This window comes from Synechococcus sp. CC9311 (genome assembly GCF_000014585.1).
In the GTDB taxonomy this organism is placed as follows: Bacteria; Cyanobacteriota; Cyanobacteriia; order PCC-6307; family Cyanobiaceae; genus Synechococcus_C.
In genome coordinates, this window is sequence record NC_008319.1 from 845,130 (window position 1) to 864,888 (window position 19,759).

Sequence of the window (19,759 nt, forward strand, 5' to 3'; positions counted from 1 at the left end):
GGGGTGGGCTGGATTAGTCGCGCTGTTTGGCCCAGGGTGGCAAGTCGATGAACACCCGGGTTCCCGGTTTCACTCCCGAGAGAATCGCACTCTGGCTGCCGCCGCTGGAGCCCAGTTCGATGGCCTGGAATGTGGGTTGGTCGTTTTTACCCACCAGCAAAACCCCTGGTTTGCCGTCTTCCGTCACGATTGCCACGGTTGGTACCAAAGTGCTCGCTGCGGTGCGACCGGTTTGAAAGTTCACGTCTGCGGTCATGCCGATGCGCAGGATGGGAGGCGGATTCAGAAGGGTGAGTTCCACCTCAAAGGAAATCACGTTGTTGGTTTTCTCAGCGCGCGGTGCGATATCGCGAACTTCAGCGGAAAAGCTTCGATCAGGGAAGGCATCAACGCGGACGTTTGCGACCTGACCGATTTGGATACGACCAATATCACTTTCTGGCACTTTTGCTGTGACTTCGAGGCCCTGGGAGAGCTCCACGATCGAAGAGCTGGTGGCGCCTGCTGAGGAGGATGCTGAGGTGGTGGGCGTTACGAAAGAGCCTGGTTCGGCGTAGCGCTCTGTGATCAAACCACTGAACGGCGCCCTGATTAAAAGTTCATCACCCTCAACATCACGTTGTTGGATTCTTTCCTGGGTCGCTTCAAAGGTGGCTTTGCTGCTGAGGTAACGGGCTCGGTAATCATCCCGATCTGCTGCGCTGATCACACCACTTGCAAATAACGACTGACGTCGTTTGTAGTCAGAGGCTTTGGCTTCGTAGTCGGCTTTGGCTTGTCGTGACAGAGCCTTGAGTTCGTCCAGACGGTCCTGAATGTCACCTCGGTCCATGCGGGCGAGTAACTGTCCTTTCTCAACTCGAACTCCCTCGTCAACGAGCAAAGCTTCGAGTAGCCCCCCCTTTTTGGGACTCACGTTGACGCGGCGAATCGCTTCTAATTCGCCGCTAGCGGTGATGACACCAGGAAGGGAGCCAAGGGTGGCTTCAACGGTGTAGTCGGATAAGTCGCGCCCCCCGCTGCGACTGCTGTTCAGCATCCAAAACAGACTTCCGCCGCCCACAAGAGCTGCCGCCACACCAGCAATAACTAAGCGTTTGCGTCGTCGTCGATCTCCGCTGAGGCGAGTGAGAGAAGTCAAGTCATGGTTCTTGGCGAGTGATGGGGTTTGCCGTTGTTGGCTGACCATGACAGCGCCTGTATCAGAACTTCACACATAGTCTCGCCTGTGCGTGGGCGAATCGAGATGTCAGCTTGGAATTTGCACGTATTAGCAACGTATTCGTGCAATAAACGTGCCTTTGGTGCGGTTTGTCGTTGTAGAGGCTGCTGAGGGTCGGTGGATAGATTTGCCCACATGCTTAAAGCTGGAATCGTCGGATTGCCCAACGTCGGCAAATCCACCTTGTTCAATGCCCTAGTGGCCAATGCGCAGGCTCAGGCTGCGAACTTTCCGTTCTGCACCATTGAGCCGAATGTGGGAACGGTGGCGGTTCCCGATGACCGTCTCCAGAAGCTCTCCGACCTCAGCAAGAGCAAAGAGCTGATCCCTACACGGATGGAGTTCGTAGATATCGCCGGTTTGGTGAAGGGTGCCAGTCAAGGTGAAGGCTTGGGCAATAAGTTCCTCTCCAATATCCGTGAGGTCGATGCGATTGTTCACGTGGTCCGTTGCTTTGAAGACGATGACGTCATTCACGTTTCTGGATCGGTGGGACCTGCTCGCGATGCAGAGGTGATCAATCTTGAGCTTGGCTTGGCCGATCTCTCTCAGATTGAAAAGCGACGTGAGCGGCTGAAAAAGCAAATGCGCACGAGCAAAGAAGCGCAAGTGGAAGATGAGGCTCTAGAGCGCATTCAACAGGTGCTCGAAGCCGGAGGCGCTGCCCGCAGCATTGAGCTGACGGAGGAAGAGGCATTGATGATCAAACCGCTTGGATTGCTTACCGCTAAGCCGATTATTTACGCCACCAATGTGAGCGAAGACGATTTGGCTGCGGGTAATGCCTATTGCGAAGAGGTTGTGGCTCTTGCAGAGAAAGAAGGTGCTGAGTCCGTCCGCATTTCTGCTCAGGTAGAAGCGGAGTTGGTTGAGTTGGGTGATGAAGAATGTGCTGATTACTTGGAAGGTCTCGGCGTGAGTGAAGGAGGCTTGCGCAGTCTTATTCGTGCCACCTATCGCTTATTAGGCTTACGCACTTACTTCACAACAGGTGAAAAAGAAACACGTGCTTGGACATTCCGTGCAGGCATGACTGCGCCGCAAACGGCAGGAGTGATTCACACTGATTTTGAGCGTGGATTCATTCGTGCACAGACTATCGGTTGGGAGAAGTTGCTGGAGGCTGGCTCTCTCTCAGAGGCTCGAAATAAGGGATGGTTGCGTAGTGAAGGGAAGGACTATCTCGTAGCTGAAGGAGATGTGATGGAATTTTTGTTTAATGTGTAATTTGTGATTTAAAAGATATTTCCTGAACAATAGAAGCATTATTCATTTTTGCGATTTTTTGGGTATAGAAGCTGGAAATTAAGGTTTTTTGTGGGCTTTGTTTGAGAAATTCCTCAATGGCCAGTTTGATTCCGTTAAGTGTTTATTGGATGAGATATTCTCAACGCAAATTTCTGCCAGGTGCATGAATTTGATTGGCGAGAGGCCTTGTGATAAATCTCACAGTTCATGTTGATTGAAGCCGGAACATCTGATTGCCAAGTAGGCGATGGTGTTGTCAGAAAAGGATCTTCACCTTCTTGACCAATGCCTAAGGAATATGAAAACTCTTCAAAAGGCAGTATTGCTTGTGCGCTTTCTTGGAATCCTTTGGATCATGGATGGTTTGGCGTTAAATCCTCTCAGGTTCTTGGTTTACTAAGAAGTGTTGGAGCTTCTTTAGTCATAGTTTCTTATGTTTTCCTAGCTCAAGGGCATACCGAAATTGGTGTATGCATCAATCTTGGCTGTCAGTTATTTCTCATTCCGTTCAATCTTTATTATCGACTTTGGGACATGGTAGGTGTTAGTGTTTTTTTTTACAACGATCAACCTGCATGAGATCAGTCGTTTGATTATGGCTTATCTGTAAGGCTGCTGAGCTTTCTGCAGAATAAATTCTTTCAATCATCTCTAGCGGAGACTCTCTAATGCGAACCAATCTATTGATAACAACTCCACAACTTGCACCGTAGGTGAAACTGGCTGCTTGACGATAATGAGGGGCGAGTAACTTGCTTCTGGTTAATACTAGTGAGCTATGTTTCGAGGTAACATGTAATCTTCTTGGTGCCTCAAAGCTGATTCTTGCTTGAGTGGCACTTGTTGATGGCGGCATTGATTCAATTAGCGGGCATTAGCTATCTGGAAGGCAATGAATAGTGGCGTATTCGTCTACTCCAATGTGCCTAGCTAGCATCCTTGTTTTAGTGATCTCGTTGCTTTCGCTACTAATCAACAGCAAATCAAAGCCTCTTCTTGTGTTGGGGCAAGTGGATATTGGGTTGGATTGACACAGGATTGATTATTTCTCTCTATCTGATAACCCCAAAATGACAATTGCCTCCTCTTGCCAGTTTGAACTTAATTCGTTCTGAATTAATTCGGCATTCGGGCTTGGCAGGCTAAAGATGATTTCATTCCCGTTGATTTGGTAGCCATCTAGAGTGTCTTGCTCGTTATCAACTTGTGAGTATCCAGCCATCTTGACTTCATCCTCAAGCGAAAGATCTATTGATAGTGAAAATATATGATTGCGATCCCAAGCGTCCTCAGCGCTAGAAGCATGAGATTCAATCCAATTAACATAATCCTCAATCATTTTTTTGTGACTAATTCTTTGAATCTGATTTGCGTCGCGAAGAAAACATATTCCTTTGATACATTTTGTAAGCTCAAAAGAATCAAAGCTGAGTGATGGCTAGTTCATGGCCATGCCAACAAGTCCTGTTGCAAGAGGACTACTGCTTAGAACGTTCCCCGCTTCAACCCGCTCTAAGCGGGGTTCGTGCAAATTCCTATCGGAGTAAATCCTCTCACTTAAGAAAATATTTTGCAGCCCATTTAGGCGAATTCGGTATCAGCAGCATCCGCAATCTTTCGGTTCATTGTCAGCAGAATTACTTGCTTTCTCGTCTCGCTTGTCTTGAAGCTTCTTTTTGGCAATGCCTTCAGGCGTGTACTCGCCGAAGCCACCCTTATTGCTCTTGTTGGTTTTTTTCATTTGATTGTGTAGGTTTGCTTTTGCCTATTGTAGACAAGAAGGCGAGACCCGTCTGCTTTTAGGCTACAACTGCATGTTTAGTGTCGATAGCAGAAAAGAATTTCATTGGTTTAAGTTATACGGGGCGCCCATCCTCCTGATCCATTCACTATTGCCGTATCACCCTTATCTCTACATCACCAGATCAGGTCGCAATCTTTGCTTCTATTCAACAGGCAATAAAAACCAACTTGTGGCAGGGGGATGAGGGTATTTCGTTTCGTCGCGAGATCGATTTGATATCCCTCTGTCACATTATTTTTGACACCGGCTTGTTGTTTTTTTGATTGAAAAATCGACTTTTGTGAAATAAATTAGCAGATAATTTTTACGACCAGGGCGTTTATGCTGTTTGCTTCTCAAAGGGCTTCAATTGCCTCCATCGCTGGAATGAATTGTGTGCTGTTTTGATTGAAGTCTGTGCACTCTTTGTTCATGGCTTCGCTCACCAGTTTGATGGTTTGAGTGGCTTGTGAAGACTTTAACCAGCCCTTTTGGGACTCCCAGTTATTTGTTTTGATTGCTGTTGCCACGATTAAATCAGCACGCTTTTGGCTGTAGTTAGCATGAATCATCTTGCAGGCTGCGTAAGCAGATTGACCCACGAGTCCTCGACGCATGTCTTGCACGGACGTTTGGGCTTGTGCCCTATTCCAAAGGATCGATTGACTCAGCATCAAACCAAGGCTGATCCACAGCAAAGTTGTGCGGGGCATCATGGGCTTATTCGTAGTTCGCGCTGAAAGTCTCGCCTGTGGCCATAGGGATGGCGAGTTCTTCTCTCCATTGGCTCAGAGGTTTCTCCCAGCCTTCCTCCCAACGCTGTAAGACGAGGGGCTTGGCCTGCAGGCCTACGCGCTGTCCATGAGCGATGGCTCGACTGATGGCTTCGTGGTCAGCTGGTTGAAAGCGGAAGGCCTTAAAACTGGCCAGAAGGTTGAGGAGTACGTAGGCGGGGAAGCCAATCTGAGTGGCTGTGATTGCCAACACTGCTGACTCCCCTTGCGCTTGGGTGTTGAGCCCAGCGATGACGTGATGAATGTCATGGGTGGTGGCGATGCGTTGAGTGAGCCAGAGCCCTTCTGTGCTTGTGTCTCGGGGACGGAAAAAGTCAGCGTCGTAATTCAAGCTGCGAATCATTCCTGCATAGGCCCGGCCCAATGTTCCTTCCGGGAGCCTCTCCAGCACCTCAATCTGTGGCTGAAAGGCTGGGAAGCGCTGTTCCATCATTTCTGCGCCGCCAGGTAAGGCTTTAAAGCGCGCGATTGAAATCACCATCGCCTCACTGTCGATGAAGTTGTCGATCAGGTCACCTACCCCTTTGAGTGCTCCCTCGGTAACTGCAATCTCGTGCAGGATGCGCAAATTTTTAACGGAGCGCAGCAGTTCTCGGGTTCGTGGCATCTAAGGGTTCCTCAATTGGGCTTCCACTCAAATTTGGCTTGTAGCGGGGCCTAACGGCCTTCAGCAGGGGCACCACTGCTAAGCAAGTGCCAGCCATCAATAACCAAAGCACCAAGCCGTGACCCTGTTGGTCTAAAAGGGCACCTGCTAAGAGAGGTGCTGCGATGGCACTGATCGCAAAGCACTGCGAGAACAAGGCCATGGCTAAACCGCGATGTTGCAGTGGTGTCTCCTCCACCATTGCTTCTGCTGCGGTTGGTAAAAAAGCCGCCTCTCCAAAGGCGATCGGAACCATCGCAAGCGCAATCAGGCTGCTGCCTCCCGCCCAGAGCGCTGACCCAGCCAATAAGAGGCAGCCTGTGATGAATCCAAGTAGGCCCATGCCAAGGCCAAAACGCAGACTGCGCTTTGCAACCCAGTTGCCGATGGGCCACTGAAGCACCATCAAGAGAAGTAGCTGCCAAGCAATCAAGCCGCCGCTCGAGGCTTCGCTGAGCGGTGCGCGGGCAAGCCCTCCACGCACCATGTCGAGCGGCAGTGCGCTTTGCATTAAAGACACGATTCCAGTGGCGATCACACTGACGATGAGCACTGGAATCAGGGGCAGAAGCCAGCGCCAATCGGCCTCTGGGTTGGCTTTGTTTTCTGTCTTGGTGTCGCCGTGCGACGCATTCTCAGCGTTGAGTTTGTGGTTATTCGTGATCGCGGCGCTGGCATGGAGTAGCGCTGCCCGTCCGTCTGGTAGGGGCGTGAGCAACAACACCACCAGCATGCTTAATACGGCCGCGGCCTCCACCGCATAGACCATCCGGATCATCTCCATGGCGGTCAACACCGCACCAACTAAGGCGCCAGCGGCAACTCCTAAGGCGTCAGCGCTGCGAGCGAGAGCGTATCCACGGCTGGAAGTAAAACCGCTGCAGCTCAATGGAACGGCCAATTCAATCGCAGGGAAATAGAGGCCGGCCGCCACTCCGATCAGCAACTGTCCAACGAGGTATCCGTTGAAGCCTGTGGCCTGAAACAACACCAAATCCGCCATCAAGGCGAGCAGAGCAGCTGCTCGGACTGGCCATGAGCAGGTAAGACCGCGGTCCAGCAAGACCCCACTCAACAGCCTGGCCACCGTGCCGATCAAGGCAGACGCCGCCAATCCTTGACTCACTTGCACTGCCGTGAAGCTGGCCTGGTGAAACACGATCGGTGTCAGATAAATGACACCACCCGCTCCAAAAGAAGCGAGCAGGCGAATAAACGCCACTTCTTGCAAAGTTGCGGGAAACTGGTTCCACCAGTGGACTGGTCTTGGCCTTGCGAAGACGCTCAACAGGACTGCGAATAGCTGCAGGTTGTGCTTGCAGTCTGCTGTTTTTAGGCGTCTTACCGCGTCCGTTGTGGGCTGCTTCTCAGCTGGAAGTGCAGATCGATGGCACGGTTATTCCCTTTTCCATTGGTGATTTAGCGAAATGGGCGCGGTCGGATGGAGGTCATCGCTCCGAGCTCAGTACTTGGTTCTCCTTGTTAGCTCCAGAGAGTCGAGCCGGAGTGTTGGAGCTGCTTCAGGCGCCTGTGATCCTGGATCGCAGCATGGCGCGTCAGCTGTTGAATAGCTGGGCTGGCCGGCAATTGTTAGATCAAATTGCTGATTTAGTGCGGGTGGATGATGACACGGAGGGGGTCATTGTTCGACAAACGATCAACGAACTCCTAACTCAACAGCAGCAAATTTCAAGCTTGGATTTGCTTGAGGCATTGCCTGCTGAAAGTGTTCGTCTCGATCTCGATCTTTTGCTTGAGCTGGCATCCGGTTGGCGGATGCAACTTGAGCGCCAACAAAACTTGGTGCGCCGTCTGGATCGCATCCCCCTCACGGCCTCAGCTTCGAATCGTGTTGCGGTCTCCCCTCAAGACTCTGACCCATGGTTAGAGCCGCGCCTGATGTCCTTGGAGGTCAGCCATCGCAAGGAGCCTTTGGGGTTTCAGCTTTGGCTGCCTGTGGAAGGGGCCCCAAAGCGAGAGCAATGGATGGTGCTGATGCCCGGTTTAGGGGGCAGCCCAGATCATTTCCGCTGGCTTGGCCGCGGCCTCAGTCGTCGAGGTTGGGCCGTCTTAGTTCCAGAGCAACCTGGCAGCGATGACGCGGCGGTCCAAGCGCTATTGGAAGGGCGTCTTTCCCCTCCCGGTGCCGAAGTGCTTCCCGCTCGGCTCAAGGATCTTGATGCCTTGCTTAAGGCCCGCGCTCAGGGAGTATTTCAGGTGCCAGGTCAACGCTTGGTCTTAGCTGGCCACTCTCTGGGTGCGTTTAGTGCACTGCTTTCAACAGGTGCAAGGCCAGCTCCAGGTCTTGCGCGTCGTTGCTCTTCTGTTTTGGGTGATTTGCCGTTGAGCAACCTGTCGCGTCTGTTGCAGTGTCAGTTAGTAGATGTTTCTTTGCCCAAGCAAGTCGCACCCAATGCGTTGTCGGCTGTGATTGGCTTCAACAGTTTTGGCAGCTTGCTTTGGCCTGCCAACTCTCTTTCGAAAATCGTCAAAGTGCCTGTGTTGTTCACGGGCGGCACCCTCGATCTGATCACGCCACCGATCAGCGAACAGTTGGGTTTGTTGTTGGCGATGCCTGCCGATCCTTCCAGTCGAGTGGTGCTTGTGGAGGGAGCGAGTCATTTTTCCCCCGTGCGGGTGGAGGGGCAAAGGCAAGGTGGACGGGGTGAGGATCTTTTTCAGCTGGGAGAAGAACTCGTAGGTGTTCAGCCGCTCAAGGTGCAAGCGCTCTTGGAGCAGGAGGTGGTGCAGTTTTTATTGGAACAAGAAGAGAGCAAGGCTGAGCCTCGATCCAGGGCCAAGACGCTGCATTTGAAGCGGGGAGAGCTTCACCTTCATCGGCTCGATCGAGAAGCGGCGTCAGCCTTAGTGCATCAGTAACGGATGCGAGGATCGAGCACTGCCACCAAGAGATCAACGGCCACGCTCACCATCACGACGAGGGCGGCGATGGCCACAACGATGCCTTGCACAACCGGATAGTCGCGTTGGTTGATGCTCTCTTGAAGGCGCATGGCAATTCCTGGCCAGGAGAAGGTCACTTCGATCAGCAGAGCTCCACCGATGAGCGATGCAACCGTGATGCCTGCAATGGTGAGTACGGGCAGCAGAGCATTGGGTAGGGCATGGCGCAGCACTACCTGATTTTCGCTCAGTCCTCGGCTCCTCGCTGATTCCACATAATCCGATCTCAAGGTGCGGTTCAGATTCAGCCTTAGCGCGTTCGTGAACACTCCACTCAGCAGTAGGCCCAAGGTGCAGGCCGGAAGAACGAGGTGCCGAATGGTTCCTTGGAGGGCCGACCAATTGCCGCTGATCACGCTGTCAAAGATCAGAAAACCGCTGCCCTCTGGGGGGATCAAGCTGGGAGGGAATCTGCCGCCAACGGGCAACCAGCCGAGCATGACCGCAAACACGAGCTGGATGAGCATGGCCGCCCAAAAGGGGGGTAACGCATAGGTGCCAATTCCATAGAAGCGGCCTGCGAGGTCAAATTTCCCCTCGGGTCGAGCAATCCCGCTAAATCCCACGGCCAAGCCCAAAACGGCCGAGATGATTAAGGCTGTGATGCCCAATTCCAGGCTTGCAGGGAGCGTTTTGCTGATGATCGAACGCACCGACTCGTTATTAATCAGGGCAACGCCTAAATCTCCATGAACGAGTCGGCTTAGAAAATCTAAATATTGATTCCAAAGTGATTGATCGAGGCCCAAGCTGCTCCTTAGGGCGGCTTTGGCCGCTTCTGGGGCCCTACTCCCAAGTACTGCATCCACAGGGTCCCCTGGAGCGACACGGAGTAGCAGAAACACCAGGCTGGCGATCAGCCAAAGCATCAGTGGAGCTAGTGCGAGTCGCGTTGCGCAGTAGCGAAAAAGCTCCCTTCCCCGTGCCATTAGCGTCGCTCTCCCAGTTGGGCCAGATCCACGAGCCCGTTGCCATTAAAGATGGGAGGGTTCAAACGGAGCTGAGCCCAGGCTTTCGGAGCCACAAACCAGACCGGAATGTAAGGAGCTCCTCGTGCTGCTATTGCATCCACGTTTGCCAGCTCTTGAAGACGTGGATTTCCCTTCAGCATGTCGCTACGGCTCAAGGCCTCTTGGAGCCCTGGTGTGGTCCAGAACGTTCCGCCATCTACGGCTTCACCTTTCTCGCAGATGTTTCCTTTGGCGCGCTTGCAACTGAGCAATGGGGAGAGATAGGCCTCGGGATCTGGATAGGAGCCACTCCAGTCAAGAATCACCGCCTCGAACGATCCCTCGCTGAGCTGTTTGTACACCGTGGTCGACTCCACTCCGTTGAGGGTCATTTGGACGCAATTGGGCAGATCACGTTTCAGCTGAGCTTGCCAGGTGAGTGCCATTAATCGATCGGAGGGCACGTTGGTGCGGAACGTGAAGGGCACTTGCAGTCGACGTCCTTTGCAGTACCCGGCCTTTTGAAACAACTTTCGGGCTGTGGCGAGGTTGTAGGTCGGCCAGGGTTCGGTTTTGCCTCCTCGCAAACTTGGTGGAATCAGTGAGCGCAATGGCTCTCTTTGCGAGTAGCTAACGCGGGTGCTGATCAGCCGGCGATCGAGGCTATGGGCGAGTGCCCTTCGCACGGTTTGACTTTGCAGCGGTGGGCTGTTGCTGCGCAGGGTCACGAAGGTGATGTTCATGGCAGGCCCTTTGCTCTCTTGAAGGAGCGTCTTGTCAGCCCGTTGGCTCAAGGCTCGTTTCTGGTCTTCATCGATGGAGTTCGACAGCAATACATCCACCTCTCCGCTGATGAGGGCTCCAAACAGTGCTGTGGAATTGCTGAGATTGATGAGGTCGAGTCCCACATTGTTCGGAGGGTCTCCCCAGTACTGACGGAATGGGATGAGACGCTGTTGGGTGTTGCGAAAGCTGCTGAGGGTGTAGGGGCCCGTTCCAATGAACCGATCATTGAGGAACCGATCGGCATGGTTTGCGTAGGCCTTAGGAGATACGGGGGTGAGATAGGGCGATGTCAGCAGGCTTTCGATCGAGCTTGAGGGCTGCTTAAGGCGCAGACGGATCTCAAAGGTGCTGGGCGTTTCAATGGCTGCGATGCGATTGCTCAGCAAATAGCGCTGGGAGCCGATGCGTAAGAAGCGATTCAGACTGAAGGCCATCGCCTTTGCGTCAAAGCGGCTGCCGTCGTGAAACAGCACATCCCGCCGCAGAGGGATGGTGATGCTGAGGCCGTCCACACTGACCTCTGGCTTAGATGCGGCCAATTGGGGCTCAAAGTCTCCGTTGTTGCCTCGGATGTAGAGCGTGTCGCCGAGGGCACTTAAGACTTGCAACGCCCCTGTCGTACTGGCCAGTGCAGGATCAAGTGAGGAGATGCGCCCGGCGCTTGCCACCGTCAGGCGCTCGCTCTGGCGTTTGGGTTGGCAAGCACTTTGGCTGAAGGCAAGAGCCAAGCCGATCAACACGCTGGCCTGAAGGCTGAAGCGACGGCGATCAGTCACGCAGCGATTCTTGAGATCAACCGCCATTCAACGTCCTAGAGGCTCTGCCGTTGTTAGTCGATCTCGTCTGTAGGACTTGAGATCTGTTCAAGAGCGACTTCGAATACTGGGCAACCATGGGGATCGAGAGGCCACTGGCGGATCCAACAACGGTCATGGTCGTCATCAATCCCAATAACTTGAAACGGACCTTCGCCTGAGCGGAGTTTGATGCAGTCACCTTGATGGAGCGTCATGACAGACCGAGAACTCTGCTGATCGCAGTGTGATCCGTAGGCCAGTGTCAGTTCGTTCGACATGAACGGTTAAGAGCACAGATCTGCAAATGCAGATTTGCTTTGTGATAGTTCTTACGACTTTGCCTCATCTTGGGGCTTAAGCGCCAGAGGGAGGGTTCACGGTGTGGACCTAATCAAAGGCAGCCAAGATGGGCATCCAGGCTCAGGACCCCGGGAAGTGCATGAATAGCTTTGAGAGCTGCACTCATTTGCGCATTCCCAACAACGTGGGTGATCACAACGATTTCAGCTCCCGCATCACTGGCTTCGAGCTGAACGATCGATTGGATGGAGACGTTGTGGTCGCCGAAGCAGCTGCCAATCCGGCCGATGACGCCAGGTGCATTTTCTGTTTTGAAACGCACGTAATTTCGTTGACTGGTTTGCTCCGTGTTCGCTAGGTGGCATGCGCGCCAGCTCGAGGCTGCAAGCAGAGGGTCCAGATTTCCTTCTGCTGGCTTGAGTTGGCGAACCCCAGCGATGTTGAGGATGTCGGCCACCACGGCCGAAGCGGTGGGGCCAGAGCCAGCACCGGGTCCATAAAACATCACCCTTCCGATCGGATCCCCCTCGACCAAAATGGCGTTGTTCACCCCATTCACCCCGGCGAGGGGATGATCATTGGGGACCAGGGTTGGTTGAACGCTGACCGCCAGAGGTAGGGACGTGGGATGGCTGGGATCGGGCTCCATGCTTTCGGCCACGGCAAGGAGCTTCACGCCATAGCCCAACTGCGTGGCGTAATCCACGTCTCTGCTTTGCAGCGTGCTGATCCCTGCCGTGTAGATGCCGTTGCGATCAATGGGCCCCCCGAAGGCCAATCCAGACAAGATGGCGATTTTGTCTGCAGCATCAAGCCCTTCGACATCTGCAGCTGGGTCCGCTTCGGCGTAACCCAGATCCTGGGCGTCGCGAAGGACAGCGTTGTAATCCGCACCCTCATCAGCCATCCGACTCAAGATGTAATTAGTGGTGCCATTAATGATTCCGCTCACGCGCTGAATGCGGTTGCTTCCGAGCGATTGCTTGAGAGGCTCAATGATCGGAATCCCGCCGCCAACAGCGGCTTCAATCAGCACATACACACCTGCGGCCGCAGCTGCTGCAGCAATTTCTTCGCCATGCCTGGCGATCACGGATTTGTTCGCAGTAACTACCGACTTCCCGGCGGAAATCGCGCGCATGATCAGAGTGCGAGCTGGCTCGATGCCTCCCATCACTTCCACCACAACGTTCACTGCAGGGTCGTCGACGACGGCTTCAGGAGATGTTGTGAGGATGTTTGCGTCCAGAGCGATGGGCCGTGGGCGGTTTCGATCTCTAACCGCCACCCTCACTAAATCCAGGTCAGCGATTAGAGGATGTCTCCCTTCAGGTGTCTGGAGAATGCTTGCCACTCCGGCACCCACAGTGCCGAGACCGAGAAGGCCGATTCCGATCCGGGTGGACATTGGACAGGTTCCGTTTACGTCGCTGATCAGAAGACTCTATGAATAGATCGCATTATCGGTGTTTTTTAGGGCATGAGCCTGGGATTGCATCGCTCGCAAAATATTGAGGAACCCGTTGGCTCTCGAGGGGGTAAGGCTTGCTTGCAGACCGGTAGCGGCAATGAACGCAGGGTTGACTGCCAAGACCTGATCAGGGGTGAGATCACTCATCCCTTTAATGAGTAGGGCGAGTAACCCTTTGGTGATCAATGCATCGGACTCTCCCTGCCAATACACATGGTTGTCCCTGAGATCGGCGTGAATAAATACTTGAGACACGCAACCTTGAACCTTGCGGTCTTCGGTTTGAAGTTCGACTGGCATGGCCGGGAGCTTTTTGGCCAGCCACAGCACGTATTCGTAACGCTTGCGTGGGTCTGGCGTGCCGCTGAGTCGATCTGCCAGGCGGTCTAGTGCCTCGCTTCCGTATTGGCTTGAAGAGCAGCTAGGGTCTGCCATGGCTGGATTCAGCGACTCAGACTGGAAGGCCGCACCCTAACCATCAGGCTCACAAGTCCGAGCAGGGTTGGTGCCCCCACCCAGGCCAAAAGCGGTAGCACTGGGGATTGGTTTCGCTTTTGCACCACCTCGTCCAGCAAGACGCTGCCCTGTCGGATCGGTAATTCCAAATAGTCGCGATGTCCAGGACCACCATCTACTTGTAAGTCCAAGACGCCTTCAACAAGGTCTGGCAGTGTCAAGACCAGTTGTCCATTCACTCCGATCTCACCGAGCTCCTCTCCAGGGGTTCCATCGGCATTGAGCAGGCGGACAGCGGCACCCTCAACGGGTTCGCCTGTGGAAAAGCTGCTACTCAGCTCTAATTGGCCATCGAGATAGCGCAATGAGCTTTCGATCCCATGGGCTTTGGCCTGCTGGCCAGCCATGAAGCCAAGACCGATGGCGGTGCATGTGACCAGCAGGCGGCGTGAAAACACGGTCATGGCAACGGGCTGACGAGAATTCATCTTGCAGAACATTCGCTCTGCTGGCTAGCCCTACGCAAGCTGCAGCCTTGCTCAGTGATCCAGCCATCCAAGGGCCGATCCCAGGGTTCTGCCGGTAGCAAGGTGGGATGAATGCAAGCCTCTGGTAGGACTGCGAAGGTCGGCAGCGTTGACCACCCCGGTTGGATGAGCAATCGGTCATAACAGCCGCCTCCGTAGCCAAGGCGCACGCCGTGTTGATCGATTGAAAGGGCGGGAATGAGCAAGAGGGCGATTGCCTCTGGTTTCAAGGCTGGTGATGAGAGTGGGGCAGGAATGGAAAAGGCATCTCCGCGAAGCTCTGTTGGCGATGGGGCCTCTAGCCAAGGGTGATAGGTGACGCTGTAGTCCTCTGCCGTTGCAGGCAGGGCAAGGGGGGCAGGCTGAAGTTCGGCCAGCTGGCGTAGATCTGGTTCTCCCGGAAGTGGCCAGGTGATTCCAATGGCTCCTTGGCGGTGAGGACGTGGCTGGGCGTTCAGATGAGCGAGCACGCTTTGAACCAGTGCCGCATTCAGCTTTGGCATCAGCGCATGGCGCACACGGCGGTATTCAGACCTAAGTGCCTGTTTATTCATGAGCTTGCTTCGCAGAATGCGATGCAGTGATCCTCAGGTTGTATCAGGTGTTGAGCCATTCCCGCAGTTTGTTTGGGAGTTGAGTTCTACGGCTGGGTTGGGGGGGGGGTGATGATTGAGGTAACTTCGCGGTAACAAAAAAGAGAGGCTGATGAAGAAACAAAAAACCTGGCTGAAGCAGCTCAAAACTTGGTTGAAGAAGCTCAATGCTTATGCCGACAAGCATCTTCAGACCTGGGAGATTGAAAGAAAGCGCTGAAGAACGGCTGTCTTGTTCCCAACTTCTTGTTTAATCGTTAACAACACGCCGAGTTGAAAGATGAGAACTGTTTTCTTTTGTGTTTTTCTGCTGTTGGCCTTACCAGTGGCTGCAGCTGAAAAGGGCACATCGACAGCCCAGGGTGTTAACGAACAGATGGCTACGGCTCAAGCGATGCGGAGTGTCCCTAAGGGGGCAACAGTTGTAGATACCACCTGTAAAGAAATTGGAGTTGGTGCATTTACCTATCGGTTTCAATGCTCAGTGAATTGGGTTCAATAATCAGCGCAGCTTGCACCTCCACTCTTGATCCCGGCCTGGGGCCTTTGGCATTTCGATCGGACGCAAACCAGATCGCCAAGTGATTGCGTTGCTCTCTGCTACTGAAGTCCTTGTGAGTGGGGCTGTTGGAGATGATGTCTTACCAATGCGACTAATCAGCACAGGCGATTAAAAGGATTGAGTCAAGTGTTCATCACTCATTAATAGATGATTTCACTCGCTCCTAGTGCTCTTACTTGTTCCCTGTAAAGACAGCCCAGCACATTGAAGTGGAGAGTTGGGATCAACGTTGAATCGTCTTCCTTGGCCTCGTGAAAAGAGGCAAATCAAAGAATGTTTTGATCCAGCTCCTGCACCAAGAGCCATCACAACAATCCTGAAGTGTTGTGCCCAATGCAAATTCAGATGATGGAGACTTTTCCGGAGGCAATGTCGAAATACCCTGCCACGATCTGAAGATTCCCCATTTGAACCGCATTTGCTAAAACATCGCTGCGCGTGCTGAGCTGTTGAGCGGTAGCACTGGCATTATTCTTCACAGCATTCTCTAAGTTGTTCCCTGGGACCAAGTTGGCTCGTATCGGCATGATCAGCTGATCGAACAGTGGTGTGAGTGAATGACTCGATCGAGCTGCCTTGACAGCGCCACAATTGCTGTGGCCCAATACCAAAATCAAGGGTGTTTTTAAGACCGCAACGCCAAACTCAAGAGAGGCAATCCCTTCGTTAAAAGGCGTGTTCCCTGCACTGCGGACGACAAACAAATCACCAGCAGCAGCATCAAAAATCCATTCCGGAGCAACTCTGGAGTCAGCACAGCTAAGGATAGATGCCCAAGGGGATTGAGATTCTTCCAGAACGCTTGCAGGAAGGAAGCAATTGTCTAACCAAAGGTTGGACATCACTTGCGCACGATCGTTCAAACTTGTTGCCTTGTTCTTCGCTTGCCAAGCTGCCGCAAACCGCGCATTTCCCTCGATTAGTGCAGTGAGTGAATCGTCTGGGCGGCAGGATCTCGCGGATTCCTTGGGCGCTAGAAATGCTGCTTCGGCCTTGGCTGGCTTGATCAACTGCATCGCAGCCGCAAGACCAAAAGCGTTTAGACCACTACGAAACAGAAAAGAGCGTCGATTGAGTGTCACGAAACCTGCTTGTCGTGATGTTCAATTCTGTTTACAGACACTTCCTCTTGGGCAGGCAACGCCTGGCGTTGAAAATCGAGTGGGCAAGAATGAATCAATACTGTGGGGGCTGATCAAGCGCCGGTGCAGGTGATTTGCAAAGTTTAGGCAAGGCGCTTGAACCAATCACACGTATTGAAGTGCTCTGGTCACTCTAATCCCAAGCTATTGGCAGCATTGGCTTCATGCAGGTTAGTTGGCGCGGTGAGGCTTATCGTCGATTTCTGAGCGACTAGGACGTTCACTAGAACGATCGATGCCAGTTATCAGTCTGTGCGATCCCTTCCTTAATCTCTTCAAGATGAGAACCGATTTGAGTCTTTGTTCAATCCGTTCACTGACTGTTGTCTGATCGATTCTGCGCCTTGGCTTGCTCGCACATGTATGGGGCTTTTAAATCGATTCTGCCGCGAGATATAGCGAACCAGCAAATCCATCGCGACGTTTTCGATCACCCCAAACACATTGCAGATCTCCCTTTGTTTCCTTGTGGTAGAGATCTTCTGCGAGTTGTACAAGATTTCCGCCTGTCTCCAAAAAGTCATCGGCGCTCTCGTATCCATTGTTTTGAAGCCACTGCACGGTGAGATTGATGGCAGTTTCTTCGACTCTGGTCATCCCACTATGACGTTATCTTGACGTTCTACTCGGCTGATCACGTGAGTGCTTGGCAATAAAAAACCCCGCTGGAGGCGGGGCTTAACTCAATCGTTGAGAGAAGGACTCACTCGTCGCCTTCTTCCTCACCACCAACAGGAATCAGGCGAATTGCTTTTTTGCCAAGCTTGATTGTGAATTCGTCACCAACTTGGAGATCAAGCATGGCTGTATAAGCCTTGCCGATCAGCAGATTGCCGTTGCCTTGAACTGTTGCAACGTAAGAAAGCTTGCGTCCACCTTTACCAACGCCAGCGTTTCCGCCGCCGAGGTCAATGCCCTTGGCATTGAGGAGAGCCTCATAAAAGGCTGTGAAATTGACCCGGTCGCTTCCGTCTTTCTTTTTGGAGACGTAGCCACAAGCTGTGGCGAGATCAGTCTTGGAAACATCGCCTAGGTCCTTGACCTTGGTGAGCAGTTCGGATCCGGTAAGCATTTGAAACTTTCGTTTGTCTATTACTAACAAACTCCATGCCTACTAGTCAACTATTTGCCCATATCAGCTGCTTTCCCTCTTGCCTCTTTCTCTGACAGGAAACGATTCTGATTCGATAGTTCTTCAGAATGCAGGAAGCGCTGACCATTTTTTTCTAGTTGCTGCAATGCTTTTGAGGTTTATGGATAATCCTCTCGAGCTAGAGCAGAGTCAGATGGTGAACTTCATTTTAATTCTGGACTCATTTGCTGCTTGAACCAGCGGCGTGCCTTACATCCTCATGGGTTGGAGCTGATGTCTTTGTTCCTGGCGCCCAAGATCAATGAGATAAACGAGCTCCTCGAATGGTTTCGGATTGAGTTGACTACCAAGAATGTTGTCAACATGGTGGCAGCCTTGGTTGTGCTGAGTGGAGCGCCTGTTATCACCGATCGTCCCGCAACAGCTTTCTCTCGTGTGCGCAATCCAGCATCAGGATGCGATTCACAAAGTCCGTTTAATCCAAGGAAGTAGGCAGGCTTGGCGAAACCGTTGCTCAGCGCTTGCTGATCGAAACCTTTAATACAATGCAGCACTAAGTCACCTCTGCTCTCTCGGCGGTCAACACCGCTCAGCTGAGGTTTGTGCTGGCGCTTGTTGCATTCCCTAAAAAGCTAGATGAGATCGTGATTCTCAGCGCTATCGCTGGTCTACAGCAGATGGATCAATCAAAAGCTCTCGATTTTCACTCAGTGCGTGGATTTCAAGCCTCCAGGGCTTTTAAGTGCGCGTTGTTTTTGTCGTCAGCAGCTAACTCAGTCACCGCTGCTGCTTCATTATTTGGCGTGTCATAAAGCCGGCCCATGGCTTTGATGCATTTTTGGACAATGGTTGGCTATTTCTTGCCCTCGGTGTGTTATTGCTCGCGAACGAAACCAGTGCTGATGGGTGACCGCCCGTTGAGGCTGTTGTGGTCAACCAGTTTTGCGTCGACAGTCTTCTCTTGATGGGTCATGAGTGATCCAGTCTTTGGTTCCATCCTTAGTTTGATAACAAGTCCTGTATTTGCAGCGACTTTCAATGTCCAAGTCTTTGCCGCAACCATGCAAGGCTGGGAATCATGGTTGAGCTAGTTTCTGGGGGAGAACGATGCGTGATTCTTTGACGACCATGGATCAGACCTTGTTGCTGAGACACCCTCTCAATTGATTGGAGCAACCATTGGGCTGAGTGGATCGCTGGGGCCTCTCATTGGTTGCAGTGATGGTCAGGATCACAGGCTCTCGCCCGTTGTTTCAGGTCATCGATGGTTTCTTTCTCGAGGTTTGAGTAGAACCTGAGTTCCGCTGGTAAGTGAATGCCTGCACCAAAATCAACAACACAACCCAATGCCCGTTGCTGGGTTTGGTTCAAAGGCGATCCGTTGAAAACGGAGGGAAGTTGGAAGGGGGGCTGGTACGGAGCTCCTTCCGTAATTGGTGGGGTGAGGATTGAGCATCACGACTATGTGCCGTGCAGGGTGCCGGAGTGGAGGGTGGTGTTCTCGGAGCCTGCTGATCTGTTAATACCTCCATCGATTCCAGATGATGCGGAGTGGAAGCTGTACCCCACTGAGCCTCAGTAATTTCTTTCGAGTTTTTCCGGAATGATCATGTTCAAACAGTGCAGGTCGGTTGAAGTTGCATTCTGCTGCGAGTGCTTGCTGAATCCATGCATAACTACTCCATAGGGCAATCCACTTGTCAGACCCTGGCGTATTGCCCAATTCTGGATTTTGATTGACGCCCCAGGGAGGTGAAATTGATGGTTATGTTGTTACCTTGTTAAGCTCTTTATATTATCCTTTGATCTGTCTGGTTGTTATTCAAGTGATTTTTTAAGGATTTAATTTGGAGGGCTTTTGGTTTGGCGTAGAATGAATTTGCCGCGTTGGTTTGATGTATTGAAGGTGATAATATCGTAATCTAATCTGCTTTGAGGGCTGCTTTCCCTAGTAATTGCAAGCTTTCTAAGCTTTTGAGTGTCTGTTGTGCTTGTGCCAGCATCGGACGTCCTTGGGGAGCACAATCTGCGATTAAGGAAGCCGCTAAGGATGCTTCTGTTTTGACCAACTCGATACAGCAATCGACTCGGGACATTGGGTCTGTGGCTATCGATTCGCTTTTCTTGATCAAGGATGGAGTGAGCTCGTTCAGAAGTTGACTGATCGCTTGTTGTATTGTTTTGACGCTTGCTTCTGGTGACACTAACTGATGATCAAATTGGTTGGTCATGGTATGTTTATGTGGTGAATGAAGTGTTTTGATTGAGATTTGATATGTTCTTTAAGCCCTTAATACTATTCGGTTGATGTATCTATTGCTGATCAGGTGACCGCGTGGATCTTCGTGGATGGACAATCCAGTTGCCCTTTCCGTCGCGAGCTGGGTTTTCAGTGCTTACCTTGCGTTTGGATGAAAGCAGCTAA

The 19,759-nt window shown here is 52.3% G+C and carries 20 protein-coding genes; 4 read left to right on the top strand and 16 right to left on the bottom strand.

Annotated elements, in window-relative coordinates; all coding sequences use genetic code 11:
• Positions 1-13: 13 nt before the first annotated feature.
• Positions 14-1,189 (bottom strand): efflux RND transporter periplasmic adaptor subunit, encoded by a 1,176-nt coding sequence (locus SYNC_RS04370; protein ID WP_011618865.1) that lies wholly within the window; start codon positions 1,187-1,189, stop codon positions 14-16.
• A gap of 168 nt (positions 1,190-1,357) precedes the next feature.
• On the opposite strand from SYNC_RS04370, the gene ychF reads away from it, so the two are divergent.
• Together ychF and SYNC_RS14200 are read left to right on the top strand one after the other, a co-directional pair.
• Positions 1,358-2,449, top strand: coding sequence for a redox-regulated ATPase YchF (gene ychF, locus SYNC_RS04375; RefSeq protein WP_011618866.1), 1,092 nt, complete (start codon positions 1,358-1,360; stop codon positions 2,447-2,449).
• A gap of 306 nt (positions 2,450-2,755) precedes the next feature.
• Positions 2,756-3,049 carry a hypothetical protein gene (locus SYNC_RS14200; protein WP_148201838.1) on the top strand — a complete coding sequence of 98 codons (294 nt, stop codon included), beginning with the start codon at positions 2,756-2,758 and terminating at the stop codon, positions 3,047-3,049.
• Positions 3,050-3,512: 463 nt separating this feature from the next.
• Here SYNC_RS14200 and SYNC_RS04380 read toward each other — a convergent pair whose 3' ends face one another.
• From SYNC_RS04380 to SYNC_RS04395, 5 genes are all read right to left on the bottom strand, one after another.
• The gene (locus tag SYNC_RS04380) at positions 3,513-3,809 is read right to left on the bottom strand and encodes a hypothetical protein (protein WP_011618868.1); all 297 of its coding nucleotides are present in this window, start codon (positions 3,807-3,809) and stop codon (positions 3,513-3,515) included.
• Positions 3,810-4,067: 258 nt separating this feature from the next.
• Positions 4,068-4,211: a hypothetical protein gene (locus tag SYNC_RS14595; protein WP_167897166.1), complete on the bottom strand. Its 144-nt coding sequence runs from the start codon at positions 4,209-4,211 to the stop codon at positions 4,068-4,070.
• A gap of 398 nt (positions 4,212-4,609) precedes the next feature.
• The gene (locus SYNC_RS04385; protein ID WP_011618870.1) at positions 4,610-4,969 is read right to left on the bottom strand and encodes a hypothetical protein; all 360 of its coding nucleotides are present in this window, start codon (positions 4,967-4,969) and stop codon (positions 4,610-4,612) included.
• Between the two features lie 4 nt (positions 4,970-4,973).
• Positions 4,974-5,654, bottom strand: coding sequence for a Coq4 family protein (locus tag SYNC_RS04390; protein WP_193328841.1), 681 nt, complete (start codon positions 5,652-5,654; stop codon positions 4,974-4,976).
• On the bottom strand, positions 5,620-6,915 hold the full coding sequence (locus SYNC_RS04395) for an MFS transporter (protein ID WP_083756088.1): 1,296 nt from the start codon (positions 6,913-6,915) through the stop codon (positions 5,620-5,622). Before SYNC_RS04395 ends, SYNC_RS04390 begins: the two co-directional genes overlap by 35 nt.
• An 11-nt stretch (positions 6,916-6,926) precedes the next feature.
• On the opposite strand from SYNC_RS04395, the gene SYNC_RS04400 reads away from it, so the two are divergent.
• A complete protein-coding gene (locus SYNC_RS04400) occupies positions 6,927-8,573 on the top strand; it encodes an alpha/beta hydrolase (protein WP_148201839.1) in 1,647 nt (548 codons plus the stop codon).
• On the opposite strand, the gene SYNC_RS04405 is transcribed toward SYNC_RS04400, so the two are convergent.
• The 10 genes from SYNC_RS04405 to SYNC_RS04455 all read right to left on the bottom strand — a co-directional run bounded on the left by SYNC_RS04405 (position 8,567) and on the right by SYNC_RS04455 (position 17,313).
• Positions 8,567-9,586: an ABC transporter permease gene (locus SYNC_RS04405; RefSeq protein ID WP_011618874.1), complete on the bottom strand. Its 1,020-nt coding sequence runs from the start codon at positions 9,584-9,586 to the stop codon at positions 8,567-8,569. The two genes, SYNC_RS04400 and SYNC_RS04405, sit on opposite strands and share 7 nt — an antisense overlap.
• On the bottom strand, positions 9,586-11,196 hold the full coding sequence (locus SYNC_RS04410; protein ID WP_011618875.1) for an ABC transporter substrate-binding protein: 1,611 nt from the start codon (positions 11,194-11,196) through the stop codon (positions 9,586-9,588). Before SYNC_RS04410 ends, SYNC_RS04405 begins: the two co-directional genes overlap by 1 nt.
• A gap of 26 nt (positions 11,197-11,222) precedes the next feature.
• Positions 11,223-11,468 (bottom strand): hypothetical protein, encoded by a 246-nt coding sequence (locus tag SYNC_RS04415; protein WP_011618876.1) that lies wholly within the window; start codon positions 11,466-11,468, stop codon positions 11,223-11,225.
• A 113-nt stretch (positions 11,469-11,581) separates the two neighbouring features.
• Positions 11,582-12,898 (bottom strand): homoserine dehydrogenase, encoded by a 1,317-nt coding sequence (locus tag SYNC_RS04420; protein ID WP_011618877.1) that lies wholly within the window; start codon positions 12,896-12,898, stop codon positions 11,582-11,584.
• Between the two features lie 36 nt (positions 12,899-12,934).
• Positions 12,935-13,396, bottom strand: a complete 462-nt coding sequence (locus tag SYNC_RS04425; protein WP_011618878.1) for a SufE family protein — start codon at positions 13,394-13,396, stop codon at positions 12,935-12,937.
• Positions 13,397-13,404: 8 nt separating this feature from the next.
• Positions 13,405-13,881, bottom strand: coding sequence for a hypothetical protein (locus SYNC_RS04430; RefSeq protein ID WP_011618879.1), 477 nt, complete (start codon positions 13,879-13,881; stop codon positions 13,405-13,407).
• Between the two features lie 20 nt (positions 13,882-13,901).
• Complete coding sequence (locus tag SYNC_RS04435; protein WP_011618880.1) at positions 13,902-14,498, bottom strand: 5-formyltetrahydrofolate cyclo-ligase; 597 nt, start codon at positions 14,496-14,498, stop codon at positions 13,902-13,904.
• 942 nt (positions 14,499-15,440) lie between these two features.
• On the bottom strand, positions 15,441-16,181 hold the full coding sequence (locus SYNC_RS04445; protein WP_011618884.1) for a carbonic anhydrase: 741 nt from the start codon (positions 16,179-16,181) through the stop codon (positions 15,441-15,443).
• 432 nt (positions 16,182-16,613) lie between these two features.
• Positions 16,614-16,838 (bottom strand): hypothetical protein, encoded by a 225-nt coding sequence (locus tag SYNC_RS04450; protein WP_011618885.1) that lies wholly within the window; start codon positions 16,836-16,838, stop codon positions 16,614-16,616.
• 106 nt (positions 16,839-16,944) lie between these two features.
• Entirely contained in the window at positions 16,945-17,313 is a 369-nt protein-coding gene (locus SYNC_RS04455) for an AbrB family transcriptional regulator (protein ID WP_006852244.1), read from the bottom strand.
• A 1,336-nt stretch (positions 17,314-18,649) separates the two neighbouring features.
• Between SYNC_RS04455 and SYNC_RS04475 the strand changes: the two genes are divergently transcribed.
• Positions 18,650-18,916: a hypothetical protein gene (locus SYNC_RS04475; protein ID WP_011618889.1), complete on the top strand. Its 267-nt coding sequence runs from the start codon at positions 18,650-18,652 to the stop codon at positions 18,914-18,916.
• Positions 18,917-19,759 lie beyond the last annotated feature (843 nt).

What these genes read in the sequence shown, in the direction of transcription:
- SYNC_RS04370 (WP_011618865.1), bottom strand. Translation starts at nt 1,189, where the DNA reads ATGGTCAGCCAACAACGGCAAACCCCATCACTCGCCAAGAACCATGAC.
- ychF (WP_011618866.1), top strand. Translation starts at nt 1,358, where the DNA reads ATGCTTAAAGCTGGAATCGTCGGATTGCCCAACGTCGGCAAATCCACC.
- SYNC_RS14200 (WP_148201838.1), top strand. Translation starts at nt 2,756, where the DNA reads ATGCCTAAGGAATATGAAAACTCTTCAAAAGGCAGTATTGCTTGTGCG.
- SYNC_RS04380 (WP_011618868.1), bottom strand. Translation starts at nt 3,809, where the DNA reads ATGATTGAGGATTATGTTAATTGGATTGAATCTCATGCTTCTAGCGCT.
- SYNC_RS14595 (WP_167897166.1), bottom strand. Translation starts at nt 4,211, where the DNA reads ATGAAAAAAACCAACAAGAGCAATAAGGGTGGCTTCGGCGAGTACACG.
- SYNC_RS04385 (WP_011618870.1), bottom strand. Translation starts at nt 4,969, where the DNA reads ATGATGCCCCGCACAACTTTGCTGTGGATCAGCCTTGGTTTGATGCTG.
- SYNC_RS04390 (WP_193328841.1), bottom strand. Translation starts at nt 5,654, where the DNA reads ATGCCACGAACCCGAGAACTGCTGCGCTCCGTTAAAAATTTGCGCATC.
- SYNC_RS04405 (WP_011618874.1), bottom strand. Translation starts at nt 9,586, where the DNA reads ATGGCACGGGGAAGGGAGCTTTTTCGCTACTGCGCAACGCGACTCGCA.
- SYNC_RS04410 (WP_011618875.1), bottom strand. Translation starts at nt 11,196, where the DNA reads ATGGCGGTTGATCTCAAGAATCGCTGCGTGACTGATCGCCGTCGCTTC.
- SYNC_RS04415 (WP_011618876.1), bottom strand. Translation starts at nt 11,468, where the DNA reads ATGTCGAACGAACTGACACTGGCCTACGGATCACACTGCGATCAGCAG.
- SYNC_RS04420 (WP_011618877.1), bottom strand. Translation starts at nt 12,898, where the DNA reads ATGTCCACCCGGATCGGAATCGGCCTTCTCGGTCTCGGCACTGTGGGT.
- SYNC_RS04425 (WP_011618878.1), bottom strand. Translation starts at nt 13,396, where the DNA reads ATGGCAGACCCTAGCTGCTCTTCAAGCCAATACGGAAGCGAGGCACTA.
- SYNC_RS04430 (WP_011618879.1), bottom strand. Translation starts at nt 13,881, where the DNA reads ATGACCGTGTTTTCACGCCGCCTGCTGGTCACATGCACCGCCATCGGT.
- SYNC_RS04435 (WP_011618880.1), bottom strand. Translation starts at nt 14,498, where the DNA reads ATGAATAAACAGGCACTTAGGTCTGAATACCGCCGTGTGCGCCATGCG.
- SYNC_RS04450 (WP_011618885.1), bottom strand. Translation starts at nt 16,838, where the DNA reads ATGACCAGAGTCGAAGAAACTGCCATCAATCTCACCGTGCAGTGGCTT.
- SYNC_RS04455 (WP_006852244.1), bottom strand. Translation starts at nt 17,313, where the DNA reads ATGCTTACCGGATCCGAACTGCTCACCAAGGTCAAGGACCTAGGCGAT.
- SYNC_RS04475 (WP_011618889.1), top strand. Translation starts at nt 18,650, where the DNA reads ATGCCTGCACCAAAATCAACAACACAACCCAATGCCCGTTGCTGGGTT.